Here is a 25,097-nt window from a genome sequence, read left to right as displayed (position 1 = left end):
CCGCTCCCGCAGCCGCGGGGCCCGCTCCGGGGGCCGTCGCCGAGTCCGGGGCGCAGGGAGGGCGCTGCGCGGATGAAACGCCTGGTGGCGCTGGGAACGGCGGCAGTGGGGGGCCGGCGGGCGGCGCGGCCGATTCGCCCAAGAGGGGCACGGACCCCTACGCTGGAACCAGCTTCGGCGGTTCGGCGCCCGATTGGGTCGATGAGGAACCGGCCGGGGACGAGGACGCTTGGCAGCTCACAGGACGCTGAGCACAGTGGAAAGAGGCGACGTGAACGACAACGTATCGCGGGTGCAGACCCGGCGGGTCTCGAATCTGAACGTGGCGAACGCGCTCACGGTGACGAGGATCGTCCTCGTGCCCGTTTTCATCTACCTGGCCCTGAGGCCGTCGTACCTGGAGCGGCTGCTCGCCTTCGTGGTCTTCGCCATCGCGGCCATCACCGACAAGCTCGACGGCCACTTGGCGCGCAGCCGTGGGCTCATCACGGACTTCGGCCGCATCGTGGATCCCATCGCCGACAAGGCCCTCACCCTGTCGGCGTTCGCCCTGCTGTCGTGGCAGGCCGTGCTGCCGTGGTGGGTGACGATCATCATCGCCGTGCGCGAGCTCGGCATCACGTGGCTGCGCGCGGCGTTCCTGCGCCGGGGCGTCGTGGTCGCCGCGGCCTACGCGGGCAAGGTCAAGACGCTGCTGCAGATCCTGGCGCTGGGCACGCTGCTGATCCCGTGGGACTACCTGCCGGCGCTCGACCCCGCGTACACCTGGTTGGCGGAGGCGCTGGTCAGCCTCGGCCTGGTGCTCACCGGGGCGGCTCTGGCCGTCACGGTCTACTCGGGCATCATGTACATCGTCGACGGCATGCGGATCAGCAAGGAGCTGGATACCCAGGCCGACGGCGCCGACCAAGCGCCCGGCGAAGAGGAGGGCGCCTCCGATGAGGACGGCGGCCCGTCCGAGCAGGACGAGGACGGCCATTCCGGGCAGGGCGCCGCGCACGGGGTAGCGTCCTAGAATTGAGTCCAGGTGGCGCAACTTACAGACGAGGGGCGCCGGGGCGCGGAATGCGCGCACGATCGGGGGCGTTGCACCAATATGAGCATTAGCAGAAGCCATCCGGACCGCCGTCGCAGCGGTCCGATGCGCGGTACGGACATGCGATCGGTTCCAATGAGCCGCTACAGTAAAGGTATGGAAAAGAAACCGCGCGAAACCGCACTGCTGCGCACGGAACTCGGAGACGTCCTGCGCGACATCCGCCAGCGCCAGGGCCGGACCCTGCGCGAGGTCTCCTCGGAGGCCCAGGTGTCGCTGGGGTACCTGTCCGAGGTGGAGCGCGGCCAGAAGGAGGCCTCCTCCGAGCTGCTCGACGCCATTTCCCACGCCCTGGGGGTGCCCCTGTGGTTCGTGCTGCACGAGGTCTCCGACCGGATGGCGGTCGTCGATGGCGCAGTCGTGCCCGATGCGGTTCCCGACGACATCATGCCAGTCGCGTTGATCTCCTGAACGTGAAGCACTCGGAGTTCTACGAAGCGGTCGAGGCCACCTTCGGGTCGGCGCTCGGCCGCTCCTATGTCACGGATCTCCACCTGGCGGAACTCGGCGCCACGGCGGCCGAGGCGCTCGGCGCGGGCGCCGACCCCGACAGCGTGTGGGAGGCCCTCACCCGGGAGACCGGCCGCGAGGACGCGCGCTGGATCCACCGCACCGATCCCGTCCGACGACGCGGGGACGCTGGCCGGTAGGCGCGGCGTGTCGCCGCGCGATCGAACATGTGTTCCATATAGTCTATCCACCGGTGGCTCCGGAGCCCGCGCCGCGTCCACAGGCGGTCCGCGGGCGTTCCGCAGACGCGTATGGCCGCGCGTATCGTCATTACGCCACCCCGGAGAGGGGAGGCGTCATCGGCTGGATGGACAACGGGTCGGAGAGGCCCACGGAGAAAGGAACGCCCATGGCTGCCCGCAAGAGCACGGCATCGCGCACGGTGGAGAACGACCGCAACAAGGCCCTCCAGGTCGCGCTGTCCCAGATCGACAAGCAGTTCGGGAAGGGGTCGGTCATGCGCCTGGGCGACGACTCCCGCCCGCCCGTCCAGGTGATCCCCACGGGCTCCCTGGCCCTCGACGTGGCCCTGGGCATCGGCGGCCTGCCGCGGGGCAGGGTCATCGAGATCTACGGGCCCGAGTCCTCGGGCAAGACCACGGTCGCCCTGCACGCCGTGGCGAACGCGCAGAAGGCGGGCGGGAACGCGGCCTTCATCGACGCCGAGCACGCCCTCGACCCGGTCTACGCCCGGGCCCTGGGGGTGGACACCGATTCGCTGCTGGTCTCCCAGCCCGACACCGGCGAGCAGGCCCTGGAGATCGCCGACATGCTGATCCGCTCGGGCGGCATCGACATCATCGTCATCGACTCCGTCGCCGCGCTGGTGCCCAAGGCCGAGATCGAGGGCGAGATGGGCGACTCCCACGTGGGCCTGCAGGCGCGCCTCATGAGCCAGGCCCTGCGCAAGATCACCGGCGCCTTGTCCGCGACGGGGACGACCGCGATCTTCATCAACCAGCTCCGCGAGAAGATCGGCGTGTTCTTCGGCTCCCCGGAGACGACCACGGGCGGCAAGGCGCTGAAGTTCTACGCCTCGGTGCGCATCGACGTGCGCCGCATCGAGACCCTGAAGGAGGCGGGCGCCCCCGTGGGCAACCGAACCCGCGCCAAGGTCGTGAAGAACAAGATGGCGCCCCCCTTCAAGCAGGCCGAGTTCGACATCGTCTACGGCAAGGGGATCTCCCGCGAGGGCTCGATCATCGACATGGGCGTCGACACCGGCATCGTGCGCAAGTCCGGCTCCTGGTTCACCTACGGCGACGACCAGTTGGGCCAGGGCAAGGAGAACGTCCGCCAGTTCCTCGCCGACAACCCGGCGCTGGCGGGGGAGATCGAGCAGAAGATCCTCGTCGCCCTGGGCATCGCCGAGGCCCCGCCCGAGGAGGCGTCCCAAGCGCCGTCCGTCGATCCCGACGAGGACGCGGGCTTCTGAGCCATGGCACCACACCAGGACCAGGACGGGGCCCCCGGTGCCCCGGAGCGCACGGGGCAGGGGGAGGCGCGCGAAAGGCGGCCCTCGCCGGCCGAGCGGGCCCGCCTTATGCGCGAGCGCAATGCCGCCCTCGAGGGGCCCAGGGCCGTCGAGGCGGCGCGCGAGGTCGCCCTGCGCCAGCTCGACACGCGGGCGCGGTCACGGCGCGAACTGCTCGACGCCATCGCGTCGCGGGGCTTCGACGACGGGGTCGGCCAGGAGGTCGTGTCCCGGCTGGAGGCGGTGGGCCTCGTGGACGACCGGGCGTTCGCCCGGGCCCTGGTGCGCGAGCGCTTCGCGGCGCGGGGCAGGACCGGGCCCGCTCTGGTCGCGGAACTGCGGCGCAAAGGGCTGGACGGGGACTCGATCGACGAGGCGATGTCCTCCATCAGCGGGGACGACGAGTACGACAGGGCGCGGCGGCTGGTGGAGGGCAGGGCGCCTTCGGTGCGCGGCGTGCCCCGCCGGGCCGCCTACCGCCGACTGGCGGGCATGCTCGCGCGCAAGGGCTACGGCCCGGACGTGTCCGACCGCGCCGTGCGCGAGGCGCTGGACGCCCTGGGCAGCGCGGACGGGGAGGAAGAGCACTGGCAGGACGGGGAAGCGGGGTGGGGCGCGTGAGGACCGAGGGGGTCGCCGCCCTCGTCGGGGAACTCGCCGCCCGGGGATTGAGCATCGCCACCGCCGAATCGCTCACCGGGGGCGCCCTGGTGGCGCGCTTGGTCGACATACCCGGGGCCTCCAGGGTCGTGCGCGGGGGAGTGTGCACCTACGCCACGGACACGAAGGCCTCCGTCCTGTCGGTGAGCAGGGAGCGCCTGGAGCTCACCGGCCCCGTCGACGCGGAGGTCGCAAAGCAGATGGCGTCCGGCGCGCGCGCACTCTTCGGAGCCGACATCGCCCTGTCCACGACGGGCGTCGCCGGCCCGGGCAGCGCCGACGGGCACGAGGCGGGAACCGTCCACGTCGCGTGCGCGGCGCCCGGGGGCGCGCTGCACCGCCTCGTCCACATACCCGGCGACCGGGGCGCCGTGCGCGCGGGAGCCGTGGACGCCGCCCTGGCGCTGCTGCGCGAGGCACTGGACGGGGGGCTCCTTTGACAAAGGGGGGCGTTTGACAAAGGGGGCGTTCCCATATTCGCCTCCCCGGACGCCGCTGTGGCGCGCTGGGCCCGCGCCACTGCGGCGCCGAGCGGGGCGGCGGAGCGGAGCGCGCCAATGCCTGTAGACTCCAGGCGATGAACGCGCACAACCCTCCCGCCCCTCCCCGCACCTACGCGGTGCGCACGCTGGGCTGCCAGATGAACGAACACGACTCCGAGCGTATGGCGGGCCTGCTGGAGCAGGCCGGACTGCTGCCCGTCGACCAGGTGCCCGAGGCGGCGGCCAGGGCCACCGACGCAGGGGACATGGGCGCCGACGTGGTCGTCATCAACACGTGCTCGGTCCGGGAGAACGCCGCGACCCGGCTCTTCGGCAACCTCGGCCAACTGGCGGCGGTCAAACGCGGGCGCCCCGGGATGCAGATCGCGGTCGGCGGGTGCCTGGCCCAGCAGATGCGCGAGGGCATCGTCGAAAGGGCGCCGTGGGTCGACGCCGTGTTCGGCACCCACAACATCGACGTGCTGCCCGCGCTACTGCGCCGCGCCGAGCACAACAGGGCCGCGGCCGTCGAGATCGAGGAGTCCCTCAAAGTGTTCCCCTCGACGCTGCCCACACGCAGGGAGAGCGTGTACGCGGCGTGGGTGTCCATCTCCGTGGGCTGCAACAACACGTGCACCTTCTGCATAGTCCCCCGCCTGCGCGGCAAGGAGCGCGATCGCCGCCCCGGCGAGATCCTGGCGGAGGTCGAGGCGGTCGCCTCGCAGGGGGCCATCGAAGTGACCCTGCTGGGCCAGAACGTCAACTCCTACGGCGTGGGCTTCGGCGAGCGCCGGGCCTTCGCGGATCTGCTGCGCGCTGTGGGCGGGGTCGAGGGCATCGAACGGGTGCGCTTCACGTCCCCGCATCCAGCGGCCTTCACCGACGATGTGATCGACGCCATGGCGACGACGCCCACGGTCATGCCGAGCCTGCACATGCCCCTGCAGTCGGGGTCGGACAGGGTGCTGCGTCAAATGCGGCGCTCGTACAGGCGCGAGCGGTTCATGGGGATCCTCGAGCGGGTGCGCGCCGCGGTCCCCGCGGCGGCGATCACCACGGACATCATCGTCGGCTTCCCCGGCGAGACGGAGGAGGACTTCGCCCAGACCCTGCAGGTCGTCGAGGAGGCGCGTTTCGCCTCGGCGTTCACTTTCCTCTACTCGCCCAGGCCGGGAACGCCCGCCGCTGACCGCGAGGACCAGGTCCCCGCCGACGTGGCGCTCGAGCGGTACAAGCGCCTCGTCGCGCTGCAGGAGCGCATCTGCGCCGAGGACAACGCCGCCCTGGTGGGCAACGGGGTGGAGGTGCTCGTCTCGGAGGGCGACGGGCGCAAGGACGGCGCCACCCGCCGCATCACCGGGCGGGCCCGCGACAACAGGTTGGTCCACGTCGGGCTGCCCGCCTCCCTGTCCGGCGCCGACAGGCCCCGCCCCGGCGACATGGTCCGGGCGAGCGTCACCCACGGCGCCCCCCACCACCTGATCGCCGACTCGGGCCTCGAGGGAGGGCTCTTCGAGGTCCGCCGCACCCGCGCCGGCGACGCCTGGCAGGCGGGCCGGGACGCGGCAGGGCCAGGAACCGGGGTCGCCCTCGGCATGCCCACCGTCCGCGCCGCCGGCTGAGGGGCCGCGCCGCCGACTGAGGGGCCGCGCCGCCGACTGAGGGGCCGCGCCGCCGGGTGCCAGCATAAGGCGTGCCTCAGCGCCAGGGCCGGGCCCCAGGCCGACTTCCCCCGGGTTGTGCGCCCCTCCCCCCAGGGGTACACACACAAGGACCCCGATTTACGCAACACGCGCCGCACACAAGGGCGGAATCAAGCCCTTGTGTGCGGCGCTGTGTTTCCTAATTCCGTCCCTTGTGTGCGACATCTAGAAGGAGCGAAGGGGGCGGGCCCGCGGGGAACGGCGGCTCCGCGCCCGCGCCCCTTGTAGGCGCACCCCACGGGAACACGAAAGCGCTGTGACTGGAGCCGCAATGTTGTAGCGTTGTCCTATGGCGGTCATCACGGAGACGTGGTGGTCGGCATGCGGGACTGCTCCCGGGAGCACGGATCGCACAGAGCCCCCTTAACAGCGATCCGCGGCTTGGAGCGCGGCGACGCGGCACAGCCGTGCCCCGTGCGACGCAGGCGGAACAACCGGGAGCAGTCCGCCTCTACGCCCCGTCCTCGGGGGCTGGCGCAGTCGACGCGGCCCCCTCCTCGTCGGCAGTCGGAACCGGTGCGGGCTCCGCGCCGTCCCCAAAGGCAGCCGGGTCCGCCTCGGACCCGGCCCCTTCCTGGTCGGAAGCGGGAACGGACTCGGACCCCTCATCGGAGGGGGCGCCCGTCCCATCCCCTCCGGCTTGGGCGAGTTCGCGCGCCAACGACAGGCCGACGACGACTCCGCGGCGGATCATCGCGTGGATCTGACGGTCCGACATGCCCTCGCCGACGAAGAAGCGGCTGGCCGCGACCAGCAGCGGCTGCCCCGCCTCGGGGACCGGGAACACCGTGGGCTGCAGGTGGGCGGCGTTCCAGTCGTTGGCGATGCTGTCGAGGTCGGCCAGCTCCGCCCCCTGCACCAGGAGGCGCAGCTCGACCTGGGCCCACGGGCAGTCCGCGGGCTCGCGGTGGATCTGGAAGTTCCCCTCCTCCACCTGCGTTGCTGCGGCGAACTCGGAAATGGCGACCGGCAGGCCGTCGCCCTCCAGGACGGCGGCGATGCGCTCGATGGTCACGGGCTGGACCTCGGTGCCCCACTTGAGCGCGAACTCGTCGGGAGACGGGCCGCCCTCGTCCGGGCCGTCCTGCCCGCCAGCCCCGGGGGAGTCGGCCGGCTCGTCGCCGTCGAGGGCGACGGACTTCCACTCAGGCATGATCGGCCTCCTTGGCCCACTGGTCGGGGAACGCTATGTCGAGTTGGTTCATCATCGCGATGGTCGCCATGAGGAACTGGGAGACCTCGGCGTTGAGCTGCGCGTCGGACGCTCCGGCCACCCAGTTGAACGTGTGCTGCATGTGCACAGTGATCGTCCCCTGCTCCGTCGGGGTGCTCACCACTTTGGGCAGGTAAGTCGAGGCGTTGAGGTTGCGCACCGCCTCCGCCACCTGGTCGGCGTGCGCCGCGTCGAAAGAGCGGGGGTAGTCGGCGACCCCCTGGCCGGGGTTGTCCTGGGGGACGGCGATCCGCACGGTGCGGGAGGGCAGGATCACGGCGACCTGCTGCTCCGCGACGAAGGGGATGAGGCCCGTCGCGGCCACGGCGTCGCACACGCGCGGCAGCGTGACGGGGGGAGTGTCTTGTGTACTCATGCGCCCAGCCTATCGGCACGCGGGCGCCCGGCGGTAGCACGTGCCCATACACTGGAGCCATGGACCAGCCCGATCCGCGCCCCAGCGACCTCGTCATCGCCGTCGTCGGCCCCACCGCCTCGGGCAAGTCCGACGTGGCGCTCTCCGTCGCGCAGCGCGCCCCCGCGCGCCTCGGAGCCCGTGGAACGGGGGAACTGGTCTCCGCGGACGCGCTGCAGCTCTACCGGGGCATGGACATCGGCACCGCGAAGACTCCCGTGGAGGAGCGCCGCGGCATCGCCCACCACCAGATCGACGTGCTCGAGGTGCGCGACGAGGCGTCCGTGGCCGCCTACCAGCGCCACGCCCGCGCCGACGTGGAGGGGATCCACGCGCGCGGGGGAGTGGCGGTCGTCGCGGGCGGGTCGGGGCTCTACCAGCGCGCCCTGCTGGACGTCATCGACTTCCCGGGCACGGACCCGCGGGTGCGGGCCCGCCTGGAGGCCGAGGCGGAGGGGCCCCTGGGCGCGCGCGGGCTCCACGAGCGGCTCGCCCGCCTCGACCCCGACTCGGCGAGGCGCATCGACCCCCGCAACGCGCGCCGCATCATCCGTGCCCTGGAGGTCATCGAGGTGACCGGGCGCCCCTACTCCGCGCACATGCCGCGCCACGAGTTCCACCGCCCTGCCGTCATGGTGGCGCTGCGCCGCGACTGGGAGGAGCTGGACCGGCGCATCGCGGCCCGCACGCGCGCCATGTTCGACGCGGGCCTGGTCGAGGAGGTGCGCGCCCTCGAGGGGGCGGGGCTGCGCGGGGCGAGGACCGCTTCCCGGGCCACCGGGTACGCGCAGGCGCTGGCCGTCATCGACGGGCTCATGGGGGTCGACGAGGCCATCGACTCGGTCGCCCTGGCCACCCGGCAGCTGGCCCGCCGCCAGGTCAAGTGGTTGCGACCCGATCCGCGCGTCGTGTGGCTGGACGCTGCGGGGGACGCGGAGGACGTGGCGTCCCACGTCCTCGACATCGCCGAGGCGCGGGCCGCCGGTGGGGTAGCGTTGCACCATGCGTGACTTCCCCCTGCCGCGCCGCGCCCGCCTGGCCAAGGCCCACGGGTGCGGGAACTCCTTCGTGGTCGCCACCGACGCCGACGACTCCCACGACCCCAGCGCCGAGGAGGTCCGGGCGCTGTGCTCCCAGGCCTTCGGCATCGGCGCCGACGGCTTCATCCGGTGCGTGCGCTCCGGCGGCGCCTGGTTCATGGACTACCGCAACGCCGACGGGTCGAAGGCAGAGATGTGCGGCAACGGCGTGCGCGTGTTCGTCGACCACCTGCGCCGCGAGGGCCTGGTCCGCCTGGCGCCCGGCGAGTCCTTGGAAGTCCTCACGCGCGGCGGCACGCGGACGGTGGAGCTGGTCGCCGAGGCCGGGGGCGGTGCTGCGGAGGGCTGCGGTGAGGGCGGCGGTGCTGCGGGTTGTGGCGCTGCGGAAGACGGTGCCCAGTACAGGGTGGACATGGGGCCCGCCTCCAGTCCGGCGCGCGAGACCGTCAAGGTCTCCGTTCCAGGAATCCCGGGCGTTCTGAGCGGCATCTGGGTGGACATGCCCAACCCCCACACGGTGGTGGCCGTGGACTCCCTGGCCGCTTTGGAGGGCGCGCAGCTGCCCGCGGTGGATGCGGCGCGCGTCGCCCCGCAGATGCGCCCCGCCTACGAGCCGGAGCCCCGCGAAGGGACCAACCTGGAACTCGTCGTCGACCTCACGCGCGAAGGCGATGAGGTGGGGCACCTGCGGATGCGCGTCCTGGAGCGGGGCGTGGGTGAGACCATGGCCTGCGGCACCGGCTGCTGCGCGGCGGCGGTCGCGACGGCGCTGCGCCGGGGGCCGGGCGCCCCCGCCTCGTGGATCGTCGACGTGCCCGGGGGCAGGGTGCGCGTCGATATCGACGGAGTCATCGACTGGGACGGGCCCGGGCTCACCGGGGCCCCCGTGTTCCTCACAGGGCCCGCCACGCGCGTGGCCGAAATCGTCATCCCGTAGGGCCGTCGCCCCTCCGGGCGTGCCGTCGCGTCAGGGGCAGCATGGATGGTCCCGCAGCCCAACGAGGGCCATCCTCCACGCCCCACCAGGGGCAGTGGCAGGAGGACCTGGGGCGGCGCCGCCGGTTCTGCAGGGCCCGCTGCCTCTCTGAGCAGGCCAATGCGTTGTCAGTGCCGTAGGGCTGTTGCCCTCCGGGCGGGCACATGAATCCGGGGTTGCGTCACCGGTTCCGCGAGATCGTTGCCAGGTGGGTGCCCAGGTCCTATTCGGGCGCCCCTGGCGGAGCGCTTCCCGCACACAACGGCGGTGTTCACGCAATACGCGGGCGTGCACAAGGGCGTGATTCCGCCGTTGTGTGCGCCTCGGTGTTGCGTAAATCAGGTCCTTGTGTGCGTTTCTGGCAGATTGAGCGGAAGCCAGGCGGGCTCGGCGGTCAACAGGTGCAAGTACATGCGGAGGGCAGAAATAGGGCTATATGGTAAGTAATATGGTGGTGTACGCAACAACTCTGTGGGTGTTGGCGTCGGCTTTTCGTTGGGAAGTGGTTGGAAAGCGGCAGACTGGGAGCTGATTCGGGCGTCGGTGGCGACCCTTGTGTTCCCAACGGAAAGTCCTCTAAAATCGACCTGTGCTCGCTGGTCGAAGGGCTCCCTGTTCGGCCACTGGCGATCCGGTGTGGCGTTTGTGCAGGTCATCTGCCGTTCGACACGCCGAGGGGGTCAGGGAGCACTCAGCACCATCAGGTGCATTGAGACCCCTTGGTCTCGACAGTGACGGGGAACTGTGTCATGTTGTCAGGGAGCACCCAGCACCATCAGGTGCATTGAGACGCGATGGTAAAAGTGGTTTTCTTCTCGCGCTTCTCGGTCAGGGAGCACCCAGCACCATCAGGTGCATTGAGACCCGCGAGGACACGGGGTATGAGGACTGGGACATTGTCGGTCAGGGAGCACCCAGCACCATCAGGTGCATTGAGACTGAGGTAAATCCGGCCGCCCGAGGACAGCCAGACATCAGGTCAGGGAGCGCCCAGCACCATCAGGTGCATTGAGACAGGGCGACCATCTGAGCATCAATGACTTCCTGAAGCTTGTCAGGGAGCGCCCAGCACCATCAGGTGCATTGAGACCAGCGGGGGTTGTGGAGGAGGGCGATGGGGGTGGGGGTGAGTCAGGGAGCACCCAGCACCATCAGGTGCATTGAGACCGATACTCAGCAAGCGCGGCATCAACCTCCTCCGGGGTCTTGTCAGGGGGCACCCAGCACCATCAGGTGCATTGAGACCAGGTTGAGGAGCATGGTCTTGAAGCTGGTGCCGGCGTCGGGTCAGGGAGCACCCAGCACCATCAGGTGCATTGAGACACCGGACCGGTCGCGAGTACGACCTGGACCTTGACGTCAGGGAGCGCCCAGCACCATCAGGTGCATTGAGACACGACCCCCAGGCCCACCACGGCCACGACCAGGAGTCAGGAAGTACCCAGCACCATCAGGTGCATTAAGGTGCTTTTCTGGGTGTGGGTGTCGGCTTTGGGCCTGTCAGTGGGCGCTTGGGGGTGGTGCGTGCTCCGGGATTGGGCGCCCGGAACGGCGGATGCTCCGGGCGGCTCTCGGACCCCAGTCCCACCCGCGGCGGATGGGGTGGTTATGCACAGATCATGGTGGGGGTCTGGCGTTGGGGGTGTGTGGGGCGTTACTATCGTGGGTGAGTGAAGCGGGCCACTGTGGTGGTTCGGGGTTCGTCACGAGGATGTGGTGTTGGTGGGAGTGTTCCCTGGTGCGGGGCGTTGCCCTGGTGGGCGTGGGCGGTCGTGCGGCGTGTGGTGGCTTGTGATGGCGCTGTGCGTGGCGGGGGTGTCGGGGTGTTCGGGCGGGGGTGGTGCGGGTGCTGGGGGGCCGGTGATGAGTGGGGATTATTACGTGCAGTCGGATGGGTCGTTGCGGCGGCCTGGTGGTGTGGGGGAGTTCCCGGTGCCCGATCCTCTGGTTGGGGAGTACTCGGACGCGGGGGCGGAGGCGATGGCGTCGTATTACTTCGAGACGGTGGCGTACGCGTGGAACGTGGGGGATCCGCGCGCGTTCACGGACATGGTGGCCGCCGGTTGCCAGGCGTGCGCGAACATGGCCAACGACATCACCTCCGTGTACGCCAACGGCGGGTGGGCCGCCAAAGCGAGGGCCTCGGACTTCCAGGCCGCCGCAGTCGGGCGCGTGACCGACGAGCAGGCGCACGGGGATGAGACGTACGCGGTGGACGTGTCGTTCAATGAGCGCACGCCGGACGTGTACACGAATGGGAGTCTGGTGCCCGGGGCTGAGCGCGTGCGCGCCGCGCGGGTGCTTGTGGCCTGGGACGGCTACTTCTGGCGCGTCGTGGAAGTCGAGGACCAACCGCAGGAGGAATCATGACCATCAGAGGCGATAAGCCGTTGTCCGCTGGCAGCGGCCCGGATCCGGAGTCCGCGCGCAGGTTGGCTGACGAGGAGGGTGCCGCCGATGCGGTTGCCGGCCCTTCCGCGTCCGGCAGTGCGGGCGCAGCGGTTTCTTCTGGCGGGGCGTTAGACGGCGGAGCGGTTGGTGATCCGCCCGACGGTGGGCTTGGCCGCGGCACCGCTTCCAGTCCCACCGGGCCGGACGACGGCCCGCGCGCTGACGGCCCCTCTGTCGGTGGCCGGTTGGCCGACGATCCGGTCGGCGAGCTGCCCGCTGATAGTCCTGCCGATGGCCTGCCCGACGACGGCCCCGTCGACGATCCGCCCACTGATGATCCTGTCGATGACTTGCCCGACGACGGCCCCGTCGACGATCCGCCCACTGATGATCCTGTCGATGACTTGCCCGACGACGGCCCCACCGACGATCCGGCCGACGACGGGCCCGCCGTTGATGGTGGTGGGATGTCGCCTGTGGTGCGCGAGTATGTGGAGGGGTTGCGTCGTGAGGCGTTGGCGCGGGATGCGGAGTTGCGGGCGCGGGGGATCGACCCGTACAAGGGGACTCCCGTGGACGAGGAGCCGCGTCGGCGGTTGGGCACGCGTGCCCTGGTGGTGCTGGCCGTTCTGGTGGTCGCAGTGGTGTCGGTGGGGGCGTATGTGGTGTTCTTGCGGGGGGAGCCGGATTACGGGATGAGCCACGGCTACCAGGTCCAGTCCGACGGGAGTCTCAAGCGCCCGCCCGTCACCGACAAGGCGCCGGAGCAGCCCAAGGAGATGAACAAAGGGGACGAGGCAGGAGCGGCGGCCGCAGCCCGTTATTACCTGAACGCCAGTTCTTACGCGTGGAACACTGGTGACACAAATCCGCTCAAATCGATAAGCGACGAGGAATGTGCGTTCTGTCGGGATCAGAGATCTAAGATTGAGGAGTTTTACGCTCACGGCTATTGGGCGGCGGGAGCGCACAGTAGCATAACGAACACTCAGGCTATTGAGCGGGAAGACTCCAACTATGAGGGAGACGTGTACCTCGTTCAATTTCGAATTGATGAGCGCCTTGCCGAAGGGTATACGAGTAAGGGGTTCCAAGAAAGTCAGAGCCGGGATACGGTAATTATTTTCCGTGTCGGATGGGACGGCTCAAACTGGCGCGTTTTAGAAGGAAGGGCCGCAAATGCTGAAGATGCGATGTAAGCGCCGCACTCGTGCGCTTGGCTGTGTCTCAACCTCTGTGCTCACCATTGTCATGATGATGCCAGCCGCATATGCGGATAGCGATCCCGAGTACTCGGTGACGGGCTACAGCGACACGCAGAACAACCCAGGTATTGAGTTCAGGTCCACCCAGAGGTCGACTGTGGATTACTCCAGTCGTCCGCCGTCGTCGGTTGGGGGTGGTTCTGGCAGTGGTTCTGCTGGTGGGGGTGTTCCGGCGGTTCCGGCGGTGTCCGGTGGGTCTGGCGTGTCTGGCAGTGGTTCTTCTTCTGGGCGTGCGGCGGGGGGTCCGTTGGAGATGGTGTGCACGGGTGAGCGTGAGGGGATCCCGGGGTCTGCGGCGCGGCCGGGGGATGCGGGCGCTGTCTCGTCGCACTGCCAGTACGTTGCTGGCACCGCCCCCACCACACCCGAGACTGCGGACGAGGAGCCCGCAGACGACGGCAGCGGGGGTGAGGGGGAGCCCCCGTCCACGGAGACGATCGTGCGCACCGCGCTGGCGCGGGTGCCGGTGTCGGGCGCGGGCCTGTCGTGGCAGCCCCGCAAGAAGTCGTACACGAACGCAGGGGTGCCCACCATCGTGTACGCCGCCACCCCTTCTCAAACCCACACCACGGCCCTGTTCGGACACGAAGTGTCGATCACCCTGGCCGCGTCGCAGTACTCGTACGACTTCGGGGACGGCACACCCCCTCTGGTGACCTCCCGGGCGGGGGAGCCATGGAGGAGGGGCAACAAGGAAGCACGCCTGACCCACCACTACGAACAGGTCACCCGCGGGGGCGAGAGGCGGACCATCACGCTGACGACCACGTGGGACGCCACCACCACCAACCCCTTCACCGGCCAGACCCTCACCCTCCCATCGATCATCACCACCACCGAGCAGTCCACCCCCTTCCCCGTCTCCCACCTGCGCATCGACCTGACCGACACCGCCGACGAACAAGACGGCCACTAACCCCACAACCCCACCCGAGCACTGCACGGCGGGCCCGACCGGCCAGACCGGCCCCACGGATCCGACCGGCCCCGTCCGGCGCGGATCCCGGCAGCCCCACCCACCGGACGGACAAGGAAAGGAAGAGAACCCGACCCACCGGGCCCAGCAGGACCCCGGCGAACCACGCGAAGAGAGGGAGGAGACCCGGCCCACAACCCCAACCCGCGAGCCCATCCCCAGGGCGTTTCCTTTCCCCCGACCCGCGTGTTCCCGGGCCGCGGGGTATAGACAACGCCTATGGCCCCACCGGGCGAACACACAGCCCGCCGACCGCCGGGCTGGACGCGAAGAGGAGGGAACCCGACTCAGAACTCTTACCCAGCCCCACGAACCCACCCGCCCGGCCGGGCCCGAGTGTTCCCGGGCCGCAGGGGTATAGACAATGTCTATGACCCCACCGGACGAACACACAGCCCGACGACCGCCGGGCTGGACGCGAAGAAGAGGGAACCCGACTCAGAACTCTTACCCAGCCCCCGCGAGCCCGCCCGCTCTTCGCTCGCCCCGTGCGGGCGCTGCCCGCCAACGGCCCCCGCCAACGATTCCGGAAACCGGCGGCGGCCCCTGCAACGTATGTGCTGCGGCTCCCGCAACCTGCGCGCGGTGGCCTCGGGAACCCCCAGCCCTACAACCCGTGCGCGGCGGCCCCGGGAACCCGGGGCCCGCAACCCGGCGCTCGCCCCAGGAACTCAGGCGGTGACCTCGATAATGCGGTACCCCTTCTTCGACGCGTACCTCCGCGCCGCCATCCCCTGGGACACCAGCCACGCCACCAGCGAGTCCGCCCCGAGGTTGCGCTGGACCACCAGGTACGCGGCGCCCCCCGGAGCCAACAGGGACAGCCAGTCCGAGAGCATCCGGCGCATCGCCTCCTTACCGACGCGTACCGGCGGGTTCGACCATATGGCGTCGAAGCGCACGCCCTCGGAACGGGCCCGCTCCAGCGCCTCGCCCGCGTTCATGGCGCTCACGTTGGCCGCGCCATTGGCCTCGGCGTTGCGCTCCGTCAGGTCCAGGGCCCGCGTGTTCACATCGACCGCCCACACGGTGGCCCCCGGCGACTCCAGGCCCATGACCACGGCGAGCGGCCCCCACCCGCACCCCAGGTCGAGCAGGGTGCCGCGCCCGGGCAGCTCGGGCGCCTCGGCCAGCAGCTGGCGGGTGCCCAGGTCCAGGCGGGAGGAGGAGAACACCTTCGGGGACACGCGCATCGTGAGCTCGTGGCCGCGCGCGGACACCCTCAACTGGCGCGCCTCCGCGTCCGAAGCGGGGGCCTGGTCGGTGAAGTACTGTTCGTTCACAGAGGAAAGCCTACCCGCCCGCCCCCGCGCGCACGCGCACCCGCGGACGGCGTGCGACACTGGAGGCCCCACCACGACCGGAGGACGCCACATGACCCCCACCCAGTCGGGCGACGACGAGGCCCGCGACGCCCGCATCGACGAGGTCGTGGCGCGCATCCTCTCGCGCCAGGCCCAAGCGCTGTCGTCCACGGCCGGGCAGGACCGCTCCGGCGACGCGGGCGCCATGGAGCGCGAGGCGCGCGCCGCCACCCGCCGCGTCGACACCTCCGCCTCGGACCGGGCGGACATCTCCGAAGTCGAGTACCGCCAGGTGCGCCTCGAGCGCGTCGTCCTGGTGGGCCTGCGCACCACGCAGAGCGAAGAGGAGGCGGAGAACTCGCTGCGCGAACTCGCCGCACTGGCCGAGACCGCCGGATCCCGGGTCATGGACGGCGTCATCCAGCGGCGCTCCCTGCCCGACCCCGCGACCTACCTGGGGTCCGGGAAGGCCAAGGAACTCGCCGACATCGTGCGCGCCCACGAGGCGGACACCGTCATCGTCGACGAGGAGCTCGCTCCCTCCCAGAGGCGAGGCCTCGAGGACGTCGTCGACGCCAAAGTGGTGGACCGCACCGCACTGATCCTCGACATCTTCGCCCAGCACGCCAAGTCCCGGGAGGGCAAGGCCCAGGTCGAGCTCGCCCAACTGGAGTACCTGCTCCCGCGCCTGCGCGGATGGGGCGAATCCATGTCGCGCCAAGCGGGCGGGCGCGTCGCCGGGGGCGCCGGCATCGGCTCCAGGGGGCCCGGCGAGACGAAGATCGAACTGGACCGGCGCCGCATCCGCGCCCGCATGGCGAAACTCAAAGCCGAGATCGCCCGGATGGAACCCGCCAGGCGCACCCAGCGGGGTGCCCGCAGGCGCGGCGGAGTGCCCTCCGTGGCGATCGCCGGGTACACGAACGCGGGCAAGTCGACGCTGCTCAACCGCCTCACCGACGCCGGGGTCCTCGTCGAGGACGCGCTCTTCGCCACCCTGGATCCCACGGTGCGCCGGGCCCGCACAGCCGACGGGCGCGAGTACACGCTGACCGACACCGTCGGCTTCGTGCGCAACCTGCCGACCCAGCTGGTCGAGGCGTTCCGCTCGACCCTGGAGGAGGTGGGGGCGGCTGACGTCCTCCTCCACGTCGTCGACGCCGCCCACCCCGACCCCGTCTCCCAGGTCGAGGCCGTGCGCGCCGTGCTCTCGGGGATCGAGGGCGCGGACCGCGTCCCCGAACTCATCGCCCTCAACAAGGCCGACCTGGCCACGCCCGAGCAGCTCGCCGTCCTGCGCACCGCCTTCCCCGGCTCCGTGGCGCTGTCGGCCAAGACCGGGTACGGAGTCGGGACGCTGAGGGCCGCCCTGGAGGACCTGCTGCCCAGGCCCAGCGTGCTCATCGACGCGGTCATCCCCTACTCCGCGGGCTCCCTGGTCCACCGCGTCCACGAGGAGGGCGAGGTCGAGCGCGAGGAGTACGCGGCCGAGGGCACGCGCCTCGTCGCCCGCGTCGACGAGGCGCTGGCGGCGGCGGTCCGCGCGGCCACGGCGCCCCGCGCCGATGAGTGAGGACCTCGTCGGGGCCTTGGGCGGGGTCCTCGACGACGTGGTGGCCGCGATGGGGGGGACCCCGCGCGAAGGGCAGGCCTCCATGGCGGCCGAGGCGGCGATGGCCATCGAGGAGCGGCGCCACCTCATGGTCCAGGCGGGCACGGGGACCGGGAAGTCGATCGGCTACCTCACGCCCCTGCTCACCCACTGCGCTCTGAACGGGGTGCGCGGCCTCGTCTCGACCGCGACCCTGGCCCTGCAGCGCCAGATCCTCGTCAAGGACGCGCCCGCCGTCGTGGACGCCGTGGCGGCGCGCACGGGCGTGCGCCTGGATGTGCGGGTCCTCAAGGGGTGGAGCAACTACGTGTGCCTGCACCGCCTGCAGGGCGGGCACCCCGCGGAGGGAACCCTCTTCGAGGACCGCGACCCGGGGGCCGGCACCGAGCCCACGGGGGAGCTGGGGCGCCAGATCGTGCGCCTGCGCGAGTGGGCGCGCGCCTCGGACACGGGGGACCGCGACGACTTGGAGCCCGGCGTGCCGGACCGCGTGTGGCACTACGCCTCCGTGGCGAAACCCGAGTGCCTGGGCAGGCACTGCCCCCTGGTCGACGACTGCTTCGCCCAGCGCGCCAGGGACGCGGCCGCCGAGGCGGACGTGGTCATCACCAACCACTCCCTTTTCGGCATCAACGCCACCGAGGGCAGCTCCCTGTTCGGCGAGATCGACGCGGTCGTCGTCGACGAAGCGCACGAACTGGCGGACCGCGTGCGCTCCCAGGCCGCCCGCGACATCACGCCCGCCAGGGTCGCGCGCGCCGCCCGCTCCCTGCGCTCCGCCCTGTCCCTGGACGTGTCGGACCTGGAGGAGGCGGGCAGCGGCCTGGGCGCGGCGCTGGCGCCACTGCCCGACGGGCTCCTGGAGAAGCGGCCCGCGGCCCTGGTCGACGCCATGGCCGTGCTCGATGACGCCGTGCGCCGCGCCCAGCAGGAGGTGGGGGAGGCCGAGGCGGACCAGGCCGCCAAGCTCCTGGCGCGCGGCGCCGTGGAGGAGCTGGCGGGCGCCCTCGACGAGTGGGGGAGGGACCCCGACCACTCCATCGCCTACGTCTCGCGCACCGAACCGGGGGCCGAGCGCCTCACGGTGGGCCCCCTCGACGTGGCCGGGCCGCTCGGCGCCGTCGGCTTCGGCGAGCGCCCTGCGATCCTCACCTCGGCCACCCTGGCGCTGGGCGGCTCCTTCGACTTCATGGCCGCCGAGTGCGGGCTCGCCCTGTCGCCCGCGCCCTGGCACGGCATCGACGTCGGCTCGCCCTTCGACCCGGCGGCCCAGGCGATCCGCTACGTGGCGCGCCGACTCCCCGTGCCCGGCAGGGACGGGCCGCCCCCCGCGGTGCTCGACGAGCTCGTCGAGCTGGCCCAGGCGTCGGGGGGCGGCGTCCTCGCGCTCTTCGCCTCGCGGCGCGGGGCGCAGGCGGGGGCCGAGGCGCTGCGCGGGCGCACGGACTTCGAGGTCCTCGTGCAGGGCGAGGGCACGCTGTCGGCCCTGATCGACCGATTCAGGGACGAGCGGGACTCGTGCCTGGTGGGAACGCTCTCCCTGTGGCAGGGCGTGGACGTGGTCGGGCCGTCGTGCCGCCTGGTCGTCATCGACAAGATCCCCTTCCCGCGCCCCGACGACCCCGTCACGAAGGCGCGCTGCATGGACGTGGAGCGCAGGGGAGGCAGCGGCTTCCGCGCCGTGTCCCTCACGCACGCCGCCCTGCTCATGGCGCAGGGCGCGGGGCGGCTGCTGCGCTCGGACACGGACAGGGGCGTCGTCGCCGTCCTCGACCCGAGGCTGGGGACGAAGCCCTACGGGCGTTTCATCCTGGCGTCCATGCCCCCGATGTGGCCGACGGAGGACCCGCAGGTGGTGCGCGGCGCGCTGCGCAGGCTCAATGCGCGAAAGTAGTGAACATCTCCCCCGGGGAACGGGATAATCTGCAAAAATGAGAGGGAAGCCTCACCTCGAAGGAGCCATTGTGGAATCCAAAGCACAGACCCTCTACCCGTCCAAGTCCTCCGGGCGCCCGTCGAAGATCGCCATCATCGGCGCGGGAGCGGTCGGCACGGCCGTCGCCTACGCGTGCGCGATGCGCGGAGACGCGCGGTCGATCGTCCTCCAGGACATCAACAAGCCCAAAGTCGAGGCTGAGGCGCTCGACATCGCCCACGGCATCCAGTTCACGCCCTGCGGCTCCGTCGAGGGCTCCGACGACGTGGAGATCGTCCGCGGCGCGGACCTCATCATCGTCACCGCCGGGGCAAAGCAGCAGCCCGGACAGTCCCGCCTGGAGCTGGCCGGATCGACGGTCAACCTCATGAAGAAGATCGTCCCGAACCTGGTGGGAGTCGCCCCCGACGCCCGCTTCATGTTCATCACGAACCCCGTCGACGTGGTCACCTACGTCGCCCTCAAGCTCACGGGCCTGCCCCGCAACCAGGTGTTCGGCTCCGGCACCGTGCTGGACACGTCGCGCCTGCGCTACCTGGTCTCGCGCGAGACCGGCGTCGCCACGCAGAACATCCACGCCTACGTCGCAGGCGAGCACGGGGACTCCGAGGTGGCCCTGTGGTCCAGCGCCGAGATCGGCAACGTGCCGCTGTCCCAGTGGGGGCCGACCCTGAGCGGGCGCGTCTTCGACGCCGAGCTGCGCAAGTCCATCGCGACCGACGTCGTCCAGAGCGCCTACAAGATCATCGAGGGCAAGGGCGCGACCAACTACGCGATCGGCCTGTCCGCGTCGAACATCGCGGGCGCCGTCCTGCGCGATGAGCAGCGCGTCCTCACCGTCTCCACGCTCCTGGAGGACTGGGAGGGCATCTCCGACGTGTGCATGGCCGCCCCCACCCTGGTGGGCCGTGACGGCGCGGGCCGCGTCCTCAACCCGCCGCTCACCCTCAACGAGCGCGACGGCCTCACTGCCTCTGCTGAGCGCCTGCGCAAGGTCGCCCGGGACCTCGGTTTCTGACGGCCCGAGGGCAGCGCGCCCGTCGATCGCCGTTCGTCGTCCCCACCCGCGATGCGGGTGGGGACGACGGCTCTCCGGGCCGGGACTCGGGCGCAGGGCCCGGTCGTCGGCCGGTTGGATGGGCGCGGGTGCCCAATGCTCTGCTGGCGGTTCCCGGCGGTGGGCGCTGAAGTCGGCGGATGCCCTGCCCGACTGGGGCGCGTGCTGAGGGACGGTGGGTGGCGTTCTCCGCTTGATGGTGTTGTGCGTCTCTTTCTTTTGGGTGTGGGTGGGGTTAGTGTGGGGGAGCGCTTTCGTCTGGTTGAGAGAGTTGGTGAGTTGTTGTGGTGCGTCCGGTTGATTGGTCTGTGGTGGGGTTCGAGTCGGATCCGGTTCCTGGGGATCCTGTGGTGGTGCGGCAAGGGGGGAACGACTACGTGGGGGTCGCCGACGCTATCCGGAGGTGCGCGGATTCTTTGCGGGCTTTGGATGCGGGGGGTTCGCGGGGGTCTGAGTCGGTGGAGGCCCTGTTGGAGGCCCGTGATGACATCTTGTCGAAGGTGGAGGTGGCTGAGGGGCGTTACCGTTCGGCGGGTCAGGCTCTGGTGGAATACGCGGGGGCGTTGGAGCGGGCGCAGACGGATTCGTTGAACGCGCTGGTGGCGGCGAAGTCGGCCCAGCAGGACGTGGACGAGGCGGTGGCCCGGGCCGGGAGGATGCGCGAGAGCGCGGGGGAGTACCCCGAGCAGGGGGATGGGGCTGATGACCGGGCGCGTTATGAGCGGGCCGCCGCTGCGGCGGATGGTGATGCGGAGGTGGCGCGGGGGCGGGTGCGGGCCCAGCGGCAGGTGATCCTGAACGCGATGGGCGAGCGCGACGCCGCGGCGGTCAAGGCGATGAACGCCATTGACGGGGCCGGTGATGACGGGTTGGGGGACTCGTGGTGGGACGACTGGGGATCCAAGGTCGCCTCGTGGGTGGCTGCGGTCTGCGACATGATCAGTGCGATCACGGGGGTTTTGGGGTTGTTGGTGTGCTGGATCCCGGTGATCGGGCAGGCCCTGGCGGGCGTGCTGTTCGCGATCTCGGCGATCGCAGGCGTGGTGGCGGCCATTGGGCATGCGCTGCGGTGGTGGTACGGAGAGGAGAGCCTGGTCGCGGCCCTTGTGTCCGTTGTTTTCGCCGTCCTGGGGGGCCTTGGGCTGGCTGGCATGAGGGGCACGATGGCGGGTGTGCGCTCCTCTTTCGCGAATCTTTGCGCCCTTGGTGAGAAGGGGCATGAGGGGTTGGTCGGTGGGATCAAGGCCCTTGGGGGCTTGCGGGGCATGGCGGCGGGGTACGGCCACAACCTGTGGATGAGCATCAAGAACGGCTGGAAGTACCTCAAGAACTTCTTCTCCAAACGCACACCAGTGCGCTTCCGGGACGGACCGGACATCCCGAGGCCGAAACCTACCCCGAACGATGATATAAAGGACGCGTTTGTGCGTGGGCCTGATGGGGAAAGACTGGCCCCTACGGATTGGACGCTTCCCGGCAATACGGACAACCTTGCGCTGCATCCGGATCATATCGTCCCCTATAAGCGTATTCAACGGATGGAGGGGTTCGACAGGCTCACCGAGGCGCAACGGGATCAGGTTGTGAACTGGTCGGAGAACTTCCATGCGATCAGTGCGCGCGCCAACCAGTCCCGCCAGAACAAGTCCTTTGTTCAATGGGAAGGGTTCCTAGGGGAAAAGGGGAAGCGGGGGCCTTCGGGGTTCGTTTATCCGGTGGAGCCCCTGGTGCGCACGGAGATGTCGCGGATCGAGCGGCTGATGGAGGAGCGCATCCAGTACATGATCGATCAGATGCTGCCGCCCAAGCCCCCTGCGGGGGGCGGTTGGCCGTACGTCCCGTTCTTCCCCGGCAGGTGAGCGCTGCGGTGCGTGTGGTTGTGGAAAGGATGTGAACAAGTGGGTGTGTTCTCGTGGTTGAGGCGTCGTCGGCTTCCCCCTCCGGGGCGTGAGCGCGTGGCGCGGTATGTGGATGAGCGGGGGCCTGTGGTGTTCGTCGAGGGGGCTGTGCCCGGTGGTGCCGTGGTCCCCGAGTCCTGGCGGGCCCTGCCGTCCTTGTCGCCTGCTGAGCGGGTGGGGTTGATGGTGTCGGTGATGGGCGAGACTGTGGGGGAGCACTTGCCCCGGACTCTGCGGGGTTTGCGGGAGCGGTGTGTGGACGCGGAGCTGGCGGTCCACGGCGGCGAGTACTTCGTGGTCTACACCTTCTTCAATGCGGACGGCAAGGAGGTCAGTTACGTGGGGGGCAATCCGTTGCGGCCCTCGTGGCCCGCACCCGGCGAGGACGGGTACGCGGACAATGTACGGCGTGTGTGGGAGAGTGTGCCCGAGTCGGTGCGGGCCTTCTACGAGCGCACCCACGACGGGTTCGGCATGTTCCCCGATACGGACAGACTGTATAGACTCGAGCACGTCCGTCCTGTCTACGGTGTCCTCGATGTGGGTTATGAGGAGCCGGAGGTGGCCGAGCGGGCGCGGCACTGCTACATGTTCTACGAGGACGCCTCGGGCACCCCTTTCACGCTCGACATCCTCGCCGACCGGGTCGAGCGGGCCGGGGACTTGTGGTGGATCGATTCGAAGCGCGAGTACCACGTGGACTTCTGGGGCGTACTCGACCAGCTCCTCGAAGCGGTGATCGTACCCCTGGAGGACCGCGGCCCCCGCAGGGACAGGTGAGCGCGGTGCACACGACGACCACGGGGCTCCAACGCATCACGGGAGGCACCTGATGGCCTTGTTCTCACGTTTGAGGAGGCGGTCGTTGACGAGGGTGGAGCGGTTGAACCGTGCGATGTCGGGTGGTGGGGAGGTGCGTTTCGTGGAAGAGTCGCCTCCCGTGGACGCGCCCTTGCCGGAGGAGTGGCGGGCGTTGCCCGCTTTGTCGCCTGCTGAGCGGGTGGGGGTGATGGCGGACCGGATGGACCGTTTTGTGGGGGATGTGCTGCCCGAGACTGGGGCCTTCTTCAGGCGGTGCGGGAGGGATGCGGAGTTGGCGTTGTGGGGGGAGCGGTACATCGTGGTGTACACGCTCGTGAACTCCACCGGCACCACCCTCGACTATTACGGGGGCAACCCCTTCCAGCCCACGTGGCCGGGCGAGGGCGAGCCCAGGAGGATCGGGCCCTCCCACCAATGGGCGTCCTACGACTTCAACGTCCATGCGGTGTGGGACCGGGTCCCGGCCAAGCTACGCTCCTTCTACGAGGACGTCCACGACGGCCTATCCTGGTGCAACTGGGGACCCGATGACATCTTCGAGCTGAGGGCCGTCAACGAGTTCAGCTCGGGGGTATTCCCCGACTTCGACATGCTGGACAACGACGCCCTGTGCGAGCGGGCCAAGGGCTGCTACGTCTTCTTCGAGCACACGTCCGGGTCCTTGCTCACCCTGGACGTGGTCGGAGAGTCGCCCGGGCGCGCCGATTACTGGAGCAGCGGCGGGGCCTTCGAGTTCGGCATTGACTTCTGGAAGGCCCTGGACGAGTTCTACACCGGGCCAATGGACCCCGAGTACTACGCCGCCCTGGAGGATGCCCGATGAGCACACACCACCCCCGCGGAAGAGGAGACCGCTGATGGCATTGACGCCGTCGCGCAGGAGGCGCGAGCGCGCCGAGCGGGCGCAGTTGGAGGATTTGAACCGCCTGATGTCCTACGGGGGCGCGGTGGGTTTCGTCGAGGGCCCGCCCGACCCCGATTCGGTGTGCCCGGCGTGGGAGCACTACGGTCTCTACGATCCGAAGATGTATGGCTGGAGTTATGTCAGGGAGATGGGGATCTCCACGGGCGGGGCGTTGTGGCGCACCGTCGGCCTTTTGGGCCGGTGCGGGCGCAGTATGCGTGTGGCCAAGTGGGGGGACCGGTATGTGGTGGTGTACCAGCTTGTGAACTCTGCGGGGGAGACGGTGTACTACTTCGGGGGTGATCCCATGCGTCCGTCGTGGCCGATGAGCGGCGAGGAGGGGTACGGGAGGAGTGTGCGGGCCGTGTGGTCCCGCGCCGTGGAGGTGTGGCCCTTGTACAGCCATTTCCACGACGGTTTCCTCTCGTGCGCGCAGCCGTCCACGGGCGTCTACCAGGTGGGGGACATCAACGAGTTCTCCACAGGGGAGTACGCGGACCTTGGACTGGACGACGAGGGGCTGCGGGACCGCGCCAGGGGCTGCTACCCGTTCTACCGCAGCCCCGGCGGAGACATCGTCACCCTCGACATCACCGGCCAGTGCCCCGGACGCGCCGACCTATGGCACCCCCGGGCGGACCCAGAGTGCGGCATCGACTTCTGGGACACCATCGACACCCTCCTCACCACCGCCATCGACCCCGAATAGTATGAAGCAGGGGCGGAGCAGTGAGCGAGGGGGACCGTGGTGTCGAATGTTGTGCGCTTTGACGTTTATGGTTCTCGTCCGGTGACGGCCGCTGATGTGGAGGCGGCGTTCGGGGGCGGCGCGAGTGTGGTGCCACGGCTGGGGAGTTCTTTCCGGGTGCGTGTGGGGGAGTGCGTGTTCGAGTTGCGGGGCTATCCTTCCATCGATGATGGGGCCTTCGTCCGCTGGTTGGCGGTCAGGCGCGGGCGCGCGGGGTTCGCGGCGTTGCACGGCGCCGAGGTCGATGGCGCGTACCTGGACTCGGACCGCTATGGCGGCCTGGGTGAGAGGGTGAGGGCGGGGTTCGCCGCGCTCGCTGAGCGGGTCGACGGGGTTGTGGTCGTTTTGGACGAGGGGGCGGGCGAGTACGCGGATCCTGTCAGCGGGGAGGTGTACACGTTCGCGCAGGCCGGGCCCCCAGCCGAGGGCGGGCGGGCGGCTTTGGCGCTGTCGTGGTTCGGGATCGTGGGGACGCGGGAATCCGATCCGGTGCTGTCGTGGATTGACGTGTGCCGTCAGCGGTGGCCCGCGCTTTCCCCCTCGGTCTACAGGGACGAGGTCCGCCGGCCGCTCACCGACGGCCTCATTGACGCGCTTTCCCGCCCCGGGAACCAA

The 25,097-nt window shown here is 70.1% G+C and carries 24 protein-coding genes; 20 read left to right on the top strand and 4 right to left on the bottom strand.

Going from position 1 to position 25,097, the window contains the following annotated elements; all coding sequences use genetic code 11:
- Positions 1-271: 271 nt before the first annotated feature.
- The 7 genes from pgsA to miaB all read left to right on the top strand — a co-directional run bounded on the left by pgsA (position 272) and on the right by miaB (position 5,844).
- The gene (gene pgsA, locus BH719_RS02165; protein WP_009743100.1) at positions 272-1,015 is read left to right on the top strand and encodes a CDP-diacylglycerol--glycerol-3-phosphate 3-phosphatidyltransferase; all 744 of its coding nucleotides are present in this window, start codon (positions 272-274) and stop codon (positions 1,013-1,015) included.
- 177 nt (positions 1,016-1,192) lie between these two features.
- Complete coding sequence (locus BH719_RS02160) at positions 1,193-1,507, top strand: helix-turn-helix domain-containing protein (protein WP_021614242.1); 315 nt, start codon at positions 1,193-1,195, stop codon at positions 1,505-1,507.
- 2 nt (positions 1,508-1,509) lie between these two features.
- Positions 1,510-1,746, top strand: a complete 237-nt coding sequence (locus tag BH719_RS02155; RefSeq protein ID WP_009743098.1) for a DUF3046 domain-containing protein — start codon at positions 1,510-1,512, stop codon at positions 1,744-1,746.
- 209 nt (positions 1,747-1,955) lie between these two features.
- Complete coding sequence (gene recA / locus BH719_RS02150; protein ID WP_034219597.1) at positions 1,956-3,041, top strand: recombinase RecA; 1,086 nt, start codon at positions 1,956-1,958, stop codon at positions 3,039-3,041.
- Positions 3,042-3,044: 3 nt separating this feature from the next.
- Positions 3,045-3,701, top strand: a complete 657-nt coding sequence (locus BH719_RS02145) for a regulatory protein RecX (protein ID WP_009743096.1) — start codon at positions 3,045-3,047, stop codon at positions 3,699-3,701.
- Positions 3,689-4,180, top strand: coding sequence for a CinA family protein (locus BH719_RS02140; protein WP_009743095.1), 492 nt, complete (start codon positions 3,689-3,691; stop codon positions 4,178-4,180). The genes BH719_RS02145 and BH719_RS02140 overlap by 13 nt, the downstream gene beginning before the upstream one ends.
- 137 nt (positions 4,181-4,317) lie before the next feature.
- Entirely contained in the window at positions 4,318-5,844 is a 1,527-nt protein-coding gene (gene miaB, locus BH719_RS02135) for a tRNA (N6-isopentenyl adenosine(37)-C2)-methylthiotransferase MiaB (RefSeq protein WP_009743094.1), read from the top strand.
- A 532-nt stretch (positions 5,845-6,376) separates the two neighbouring features.
- Here the strand turns inward: miaB and BH719_RS02130 are convergent.
- Positions 6,377-7,078, bottom strand: coding sequence for a type III secretion system chaperone family protein (locus tag BH719_RS02130; RefSeq protein ID WP_009743093.1), 702 nt, complete (start codon positions 7,076-7,078; stop codon positions 6,377-6,379).
- Positions 7,071-7,514 carry a YbjN domain-containing protein gene (locus BH719_RS02125; protein ID WP_009743092.1) on the bottom strand — a complete coding sequence of 148 codons (444 nt, stop codon included), beginning with the start codon at positions 7,512-7,514 and terminating at the stop codon, positions 7,071-7,073. Before BH719_RS02125 ends, BH719_RS02130 begins: the two co-directional genes overlap by 8 nt.
- A gap of 59 nt (positions 7,515-7,573) precedes the next feature.
- On the opposite strand from BH719_RS02125, the gene miaA reads away from it, so the two are divergent.
- The 5 genes from miaA to BH719_RS02100 all read left to right on the top strand — a co-directional run bounded on the left by miaA (position 7,574) and on the right by BH719_RS02100 (position 14,141).
- Positions 7,574-8,563, top strand: a complete 990-nt coding sequence (miaA, locus tag BH719_RS02120; RefSeq protein WP_009743091.1) for a tRNA (adenosine(37)-N6)-dimethylallyltransferase MiaA — start codon at positions 7,574-7,576, stop codon at positions 8,561-8,563.
- On the top strand, positions 8,556-9,530 hold the full coding sequence (gene dapF, locus BH719_RS02115; RefSeq protein WP_009743090.1) for a diaminopimelate epimerase: 975 nt from the start codon (positions 8,556-8,558) through the stop codon (positions 9,528-9,530). The genes miaA and dapF overlap by 8 nt, the downstream gene beginning before the upstream one ends.
- A 1,902-nt stretch (positions 9,531-11,432) precedes the next feature.
- Positions 11,433-11,939: a DUF6318 family protein gene (locus BH719_RS02110; protein ID WP_009743086.1), complete on the top strand. Its 507-nt coding sequence runs from the start codon at positions 11,433-11,435 to the stop codon at positions 11,937-11,939.
- Positions 11,936-13,159, top strand: a complete 1,224-nt coding sequence (locus tag BH719_RS09980) for a DUF6318 family protein (RefSeq protein ID WP_009743085.1) — start codon at positions 11,936-11,938, stop codon at positions 13,157-13,159. The genes BH719_RS02110 and BH719_RS09980 overlap by 4 nt, the downstream gene beginning before the upstream one ends.
- Before the next feature lie 505 nt (positions 13,160-13,664).
- Positions 13,665-14,141 carry a hypothetical protein gene (locus tag BH719_RS02100; protein ID WP_050790610.1) on the top strand — a complete coding sequence of 159 codons (477 nt, stop codon included), beginning with the start codon at positions 13,665-13,667 and terminating at the stop codon, positions 14,139-14,141.
- A gap of 731 nt (positions 14,142-14,872) precedes the next feature.
- Here BH719_RS02100 and BH719_RS02095 read toward each other — a convergent pair.
- Positions 14,873-15,484, bottom strand: coding sequence for a class I SAM-dependent methyltransferase (locus tag BH719_RS02095; RefSeq protein ID WP_009743083.1), 612 nt, complete (start codon positions 15,482-15,484; stop codon positions 14,873-14,875).
- A gap of 91 nt (positions 15,485-15,575) precedes the next feature.
- On the opposite strand from BH719_RS02095, the gene hflX reads away from it, so the two are divergent.
- The 5 genes from hflX to BH719_RS02070 all read left to right on the top strand — a co-directional run bounded on the left by hflX (position 15,576) and on the right by BH719_RS02070 (position 22,788).
- Positions 15,576-17,078, top strand: a complete 1,503-nt coding sequence (hflX, locus tag BH719_RS02090) for a GTPase HflX (protein ID WP_009743082.1) — start codon at positions 15,576-15,578, stop codon at positions 17,076-17,078.
- A complete protein-coding gene (locus BH719_RS02085) occupies positions 17,071-19,011 on the top strand; it encodes an ATP-dependent DNA helicase (RefSeq protein ID WP_009743081.1) in 1,941 nt (646 codons plus the stop codon). The genes hflX and BH719_RS02085 overlap by 8 nt, the downstream gene beginning before the upstream one ends.
- A gap of 70 nt (positions 19,012-19,081) precedes the next feature.
- Positions 19,082-20,071: an L-lactate dehydrogenase gene (locus tag BH719_RS02080; RefSeq protein ID WP_009743080.1), complete on the top strand. Its 990-nt coding sequence runs from the start codon at positions 19,082-19,084 to the stop codon at positions 20,069-20,071.
- Between the two features lie 509 nt (positions 20,072-20,580).
- The gene (locus BH719_RS02075) at positions 20,581-21,969 is read left to right on the top strand and encodes a hypothetical protein (RefSeq protein ID WP_157098148.1); all 1,389 of its coding nucleotides are present in this window, start codon (positions 20,581-20,583) and stop codon (positions 21,967-21,969) included.
- Positions 21,970-22,095: 126 nt separating this feature from the next.
- Positions 22,096-22,788 (top strand): hypothetical protein, encoded by a 693-nt coding sequence (locus tag BH719_RS02070; protein WP_050790609.1) that lies wholly within the window; start codon positions 22,096-22,098, stop codon positions 22,786-22,788.
- A gap of 36 nt (positions 22,789-22,824) precedes the next feature.
- On the opposite strand, the gene BH719_RS09975 is transcribed toward BH719_RS02070, so the two are convergent.
- Entirely contained in the window at positions 22,825-23,139 is a 315-nt protein-coding gene (locus BH719_RS09975; RefSeq protein WP_245683304.1) for a hypothetical protein, read from the bottom strand.
- Between BH719_RS09975 and BH719_RS09970 the strand changes: the two genes are divergently transcribed.
- The 3 genes from BH719_RS09970 to BH719_RS09500 form a co-directional block, all read left to right on the top strand.
- Positions 23,129-23,653 carry a hypothetical protein gene (locus BH719_RS09970; protein ID WP_245683303.1) on the top strand — a complete coding sequence of 175 codons (525 nt, stop codon included), beginning with the start codon at positions 23,129-23,131 and terminating at the stop codon, positions 23,651-23,653. The genes BH719_RS09975 and BH719_RS09970 overlap by 11 nt on opposite strands.
- A gap of 34 nt (positions 23,654-23,687) precedes the next feature.
- Positions 23,688-24,443 carry a hypothetical protein gene (locus BH719_RS02060; RefSeq protein ID WP_009743076.1) on the top strand — a complete coding sequence of 252 codons (756 nt, stop codon included), beginning with the start codon at positions 23,688-23,690 and terminating at the stop codon, positions 24,441-24,443.
- A 174-nt stretch (positions 24,444-24,617) separates the two neighbouring features.
- Positions 24,618-25,097 (top strand): hypothetical protein (locus BH719_RS09500; protein WP_425415307.1); only part of this gene is annotated, 480 nt, incomplete at its 3' end.

Source organism: Pauljensenia hongkongensis, from assembly GCF_001746855.1.
Taxonomy (GTDB): domain Bacteria; phylum Actinomycetota; class Actinomycetes; order Actinomycetales; family Actinomycetaceae; genus Pauljensenia; species Pauljensenia hongkongensis.
This window is presented reverse-complemented; position numbering and strand designations above follow the sequence as displayed.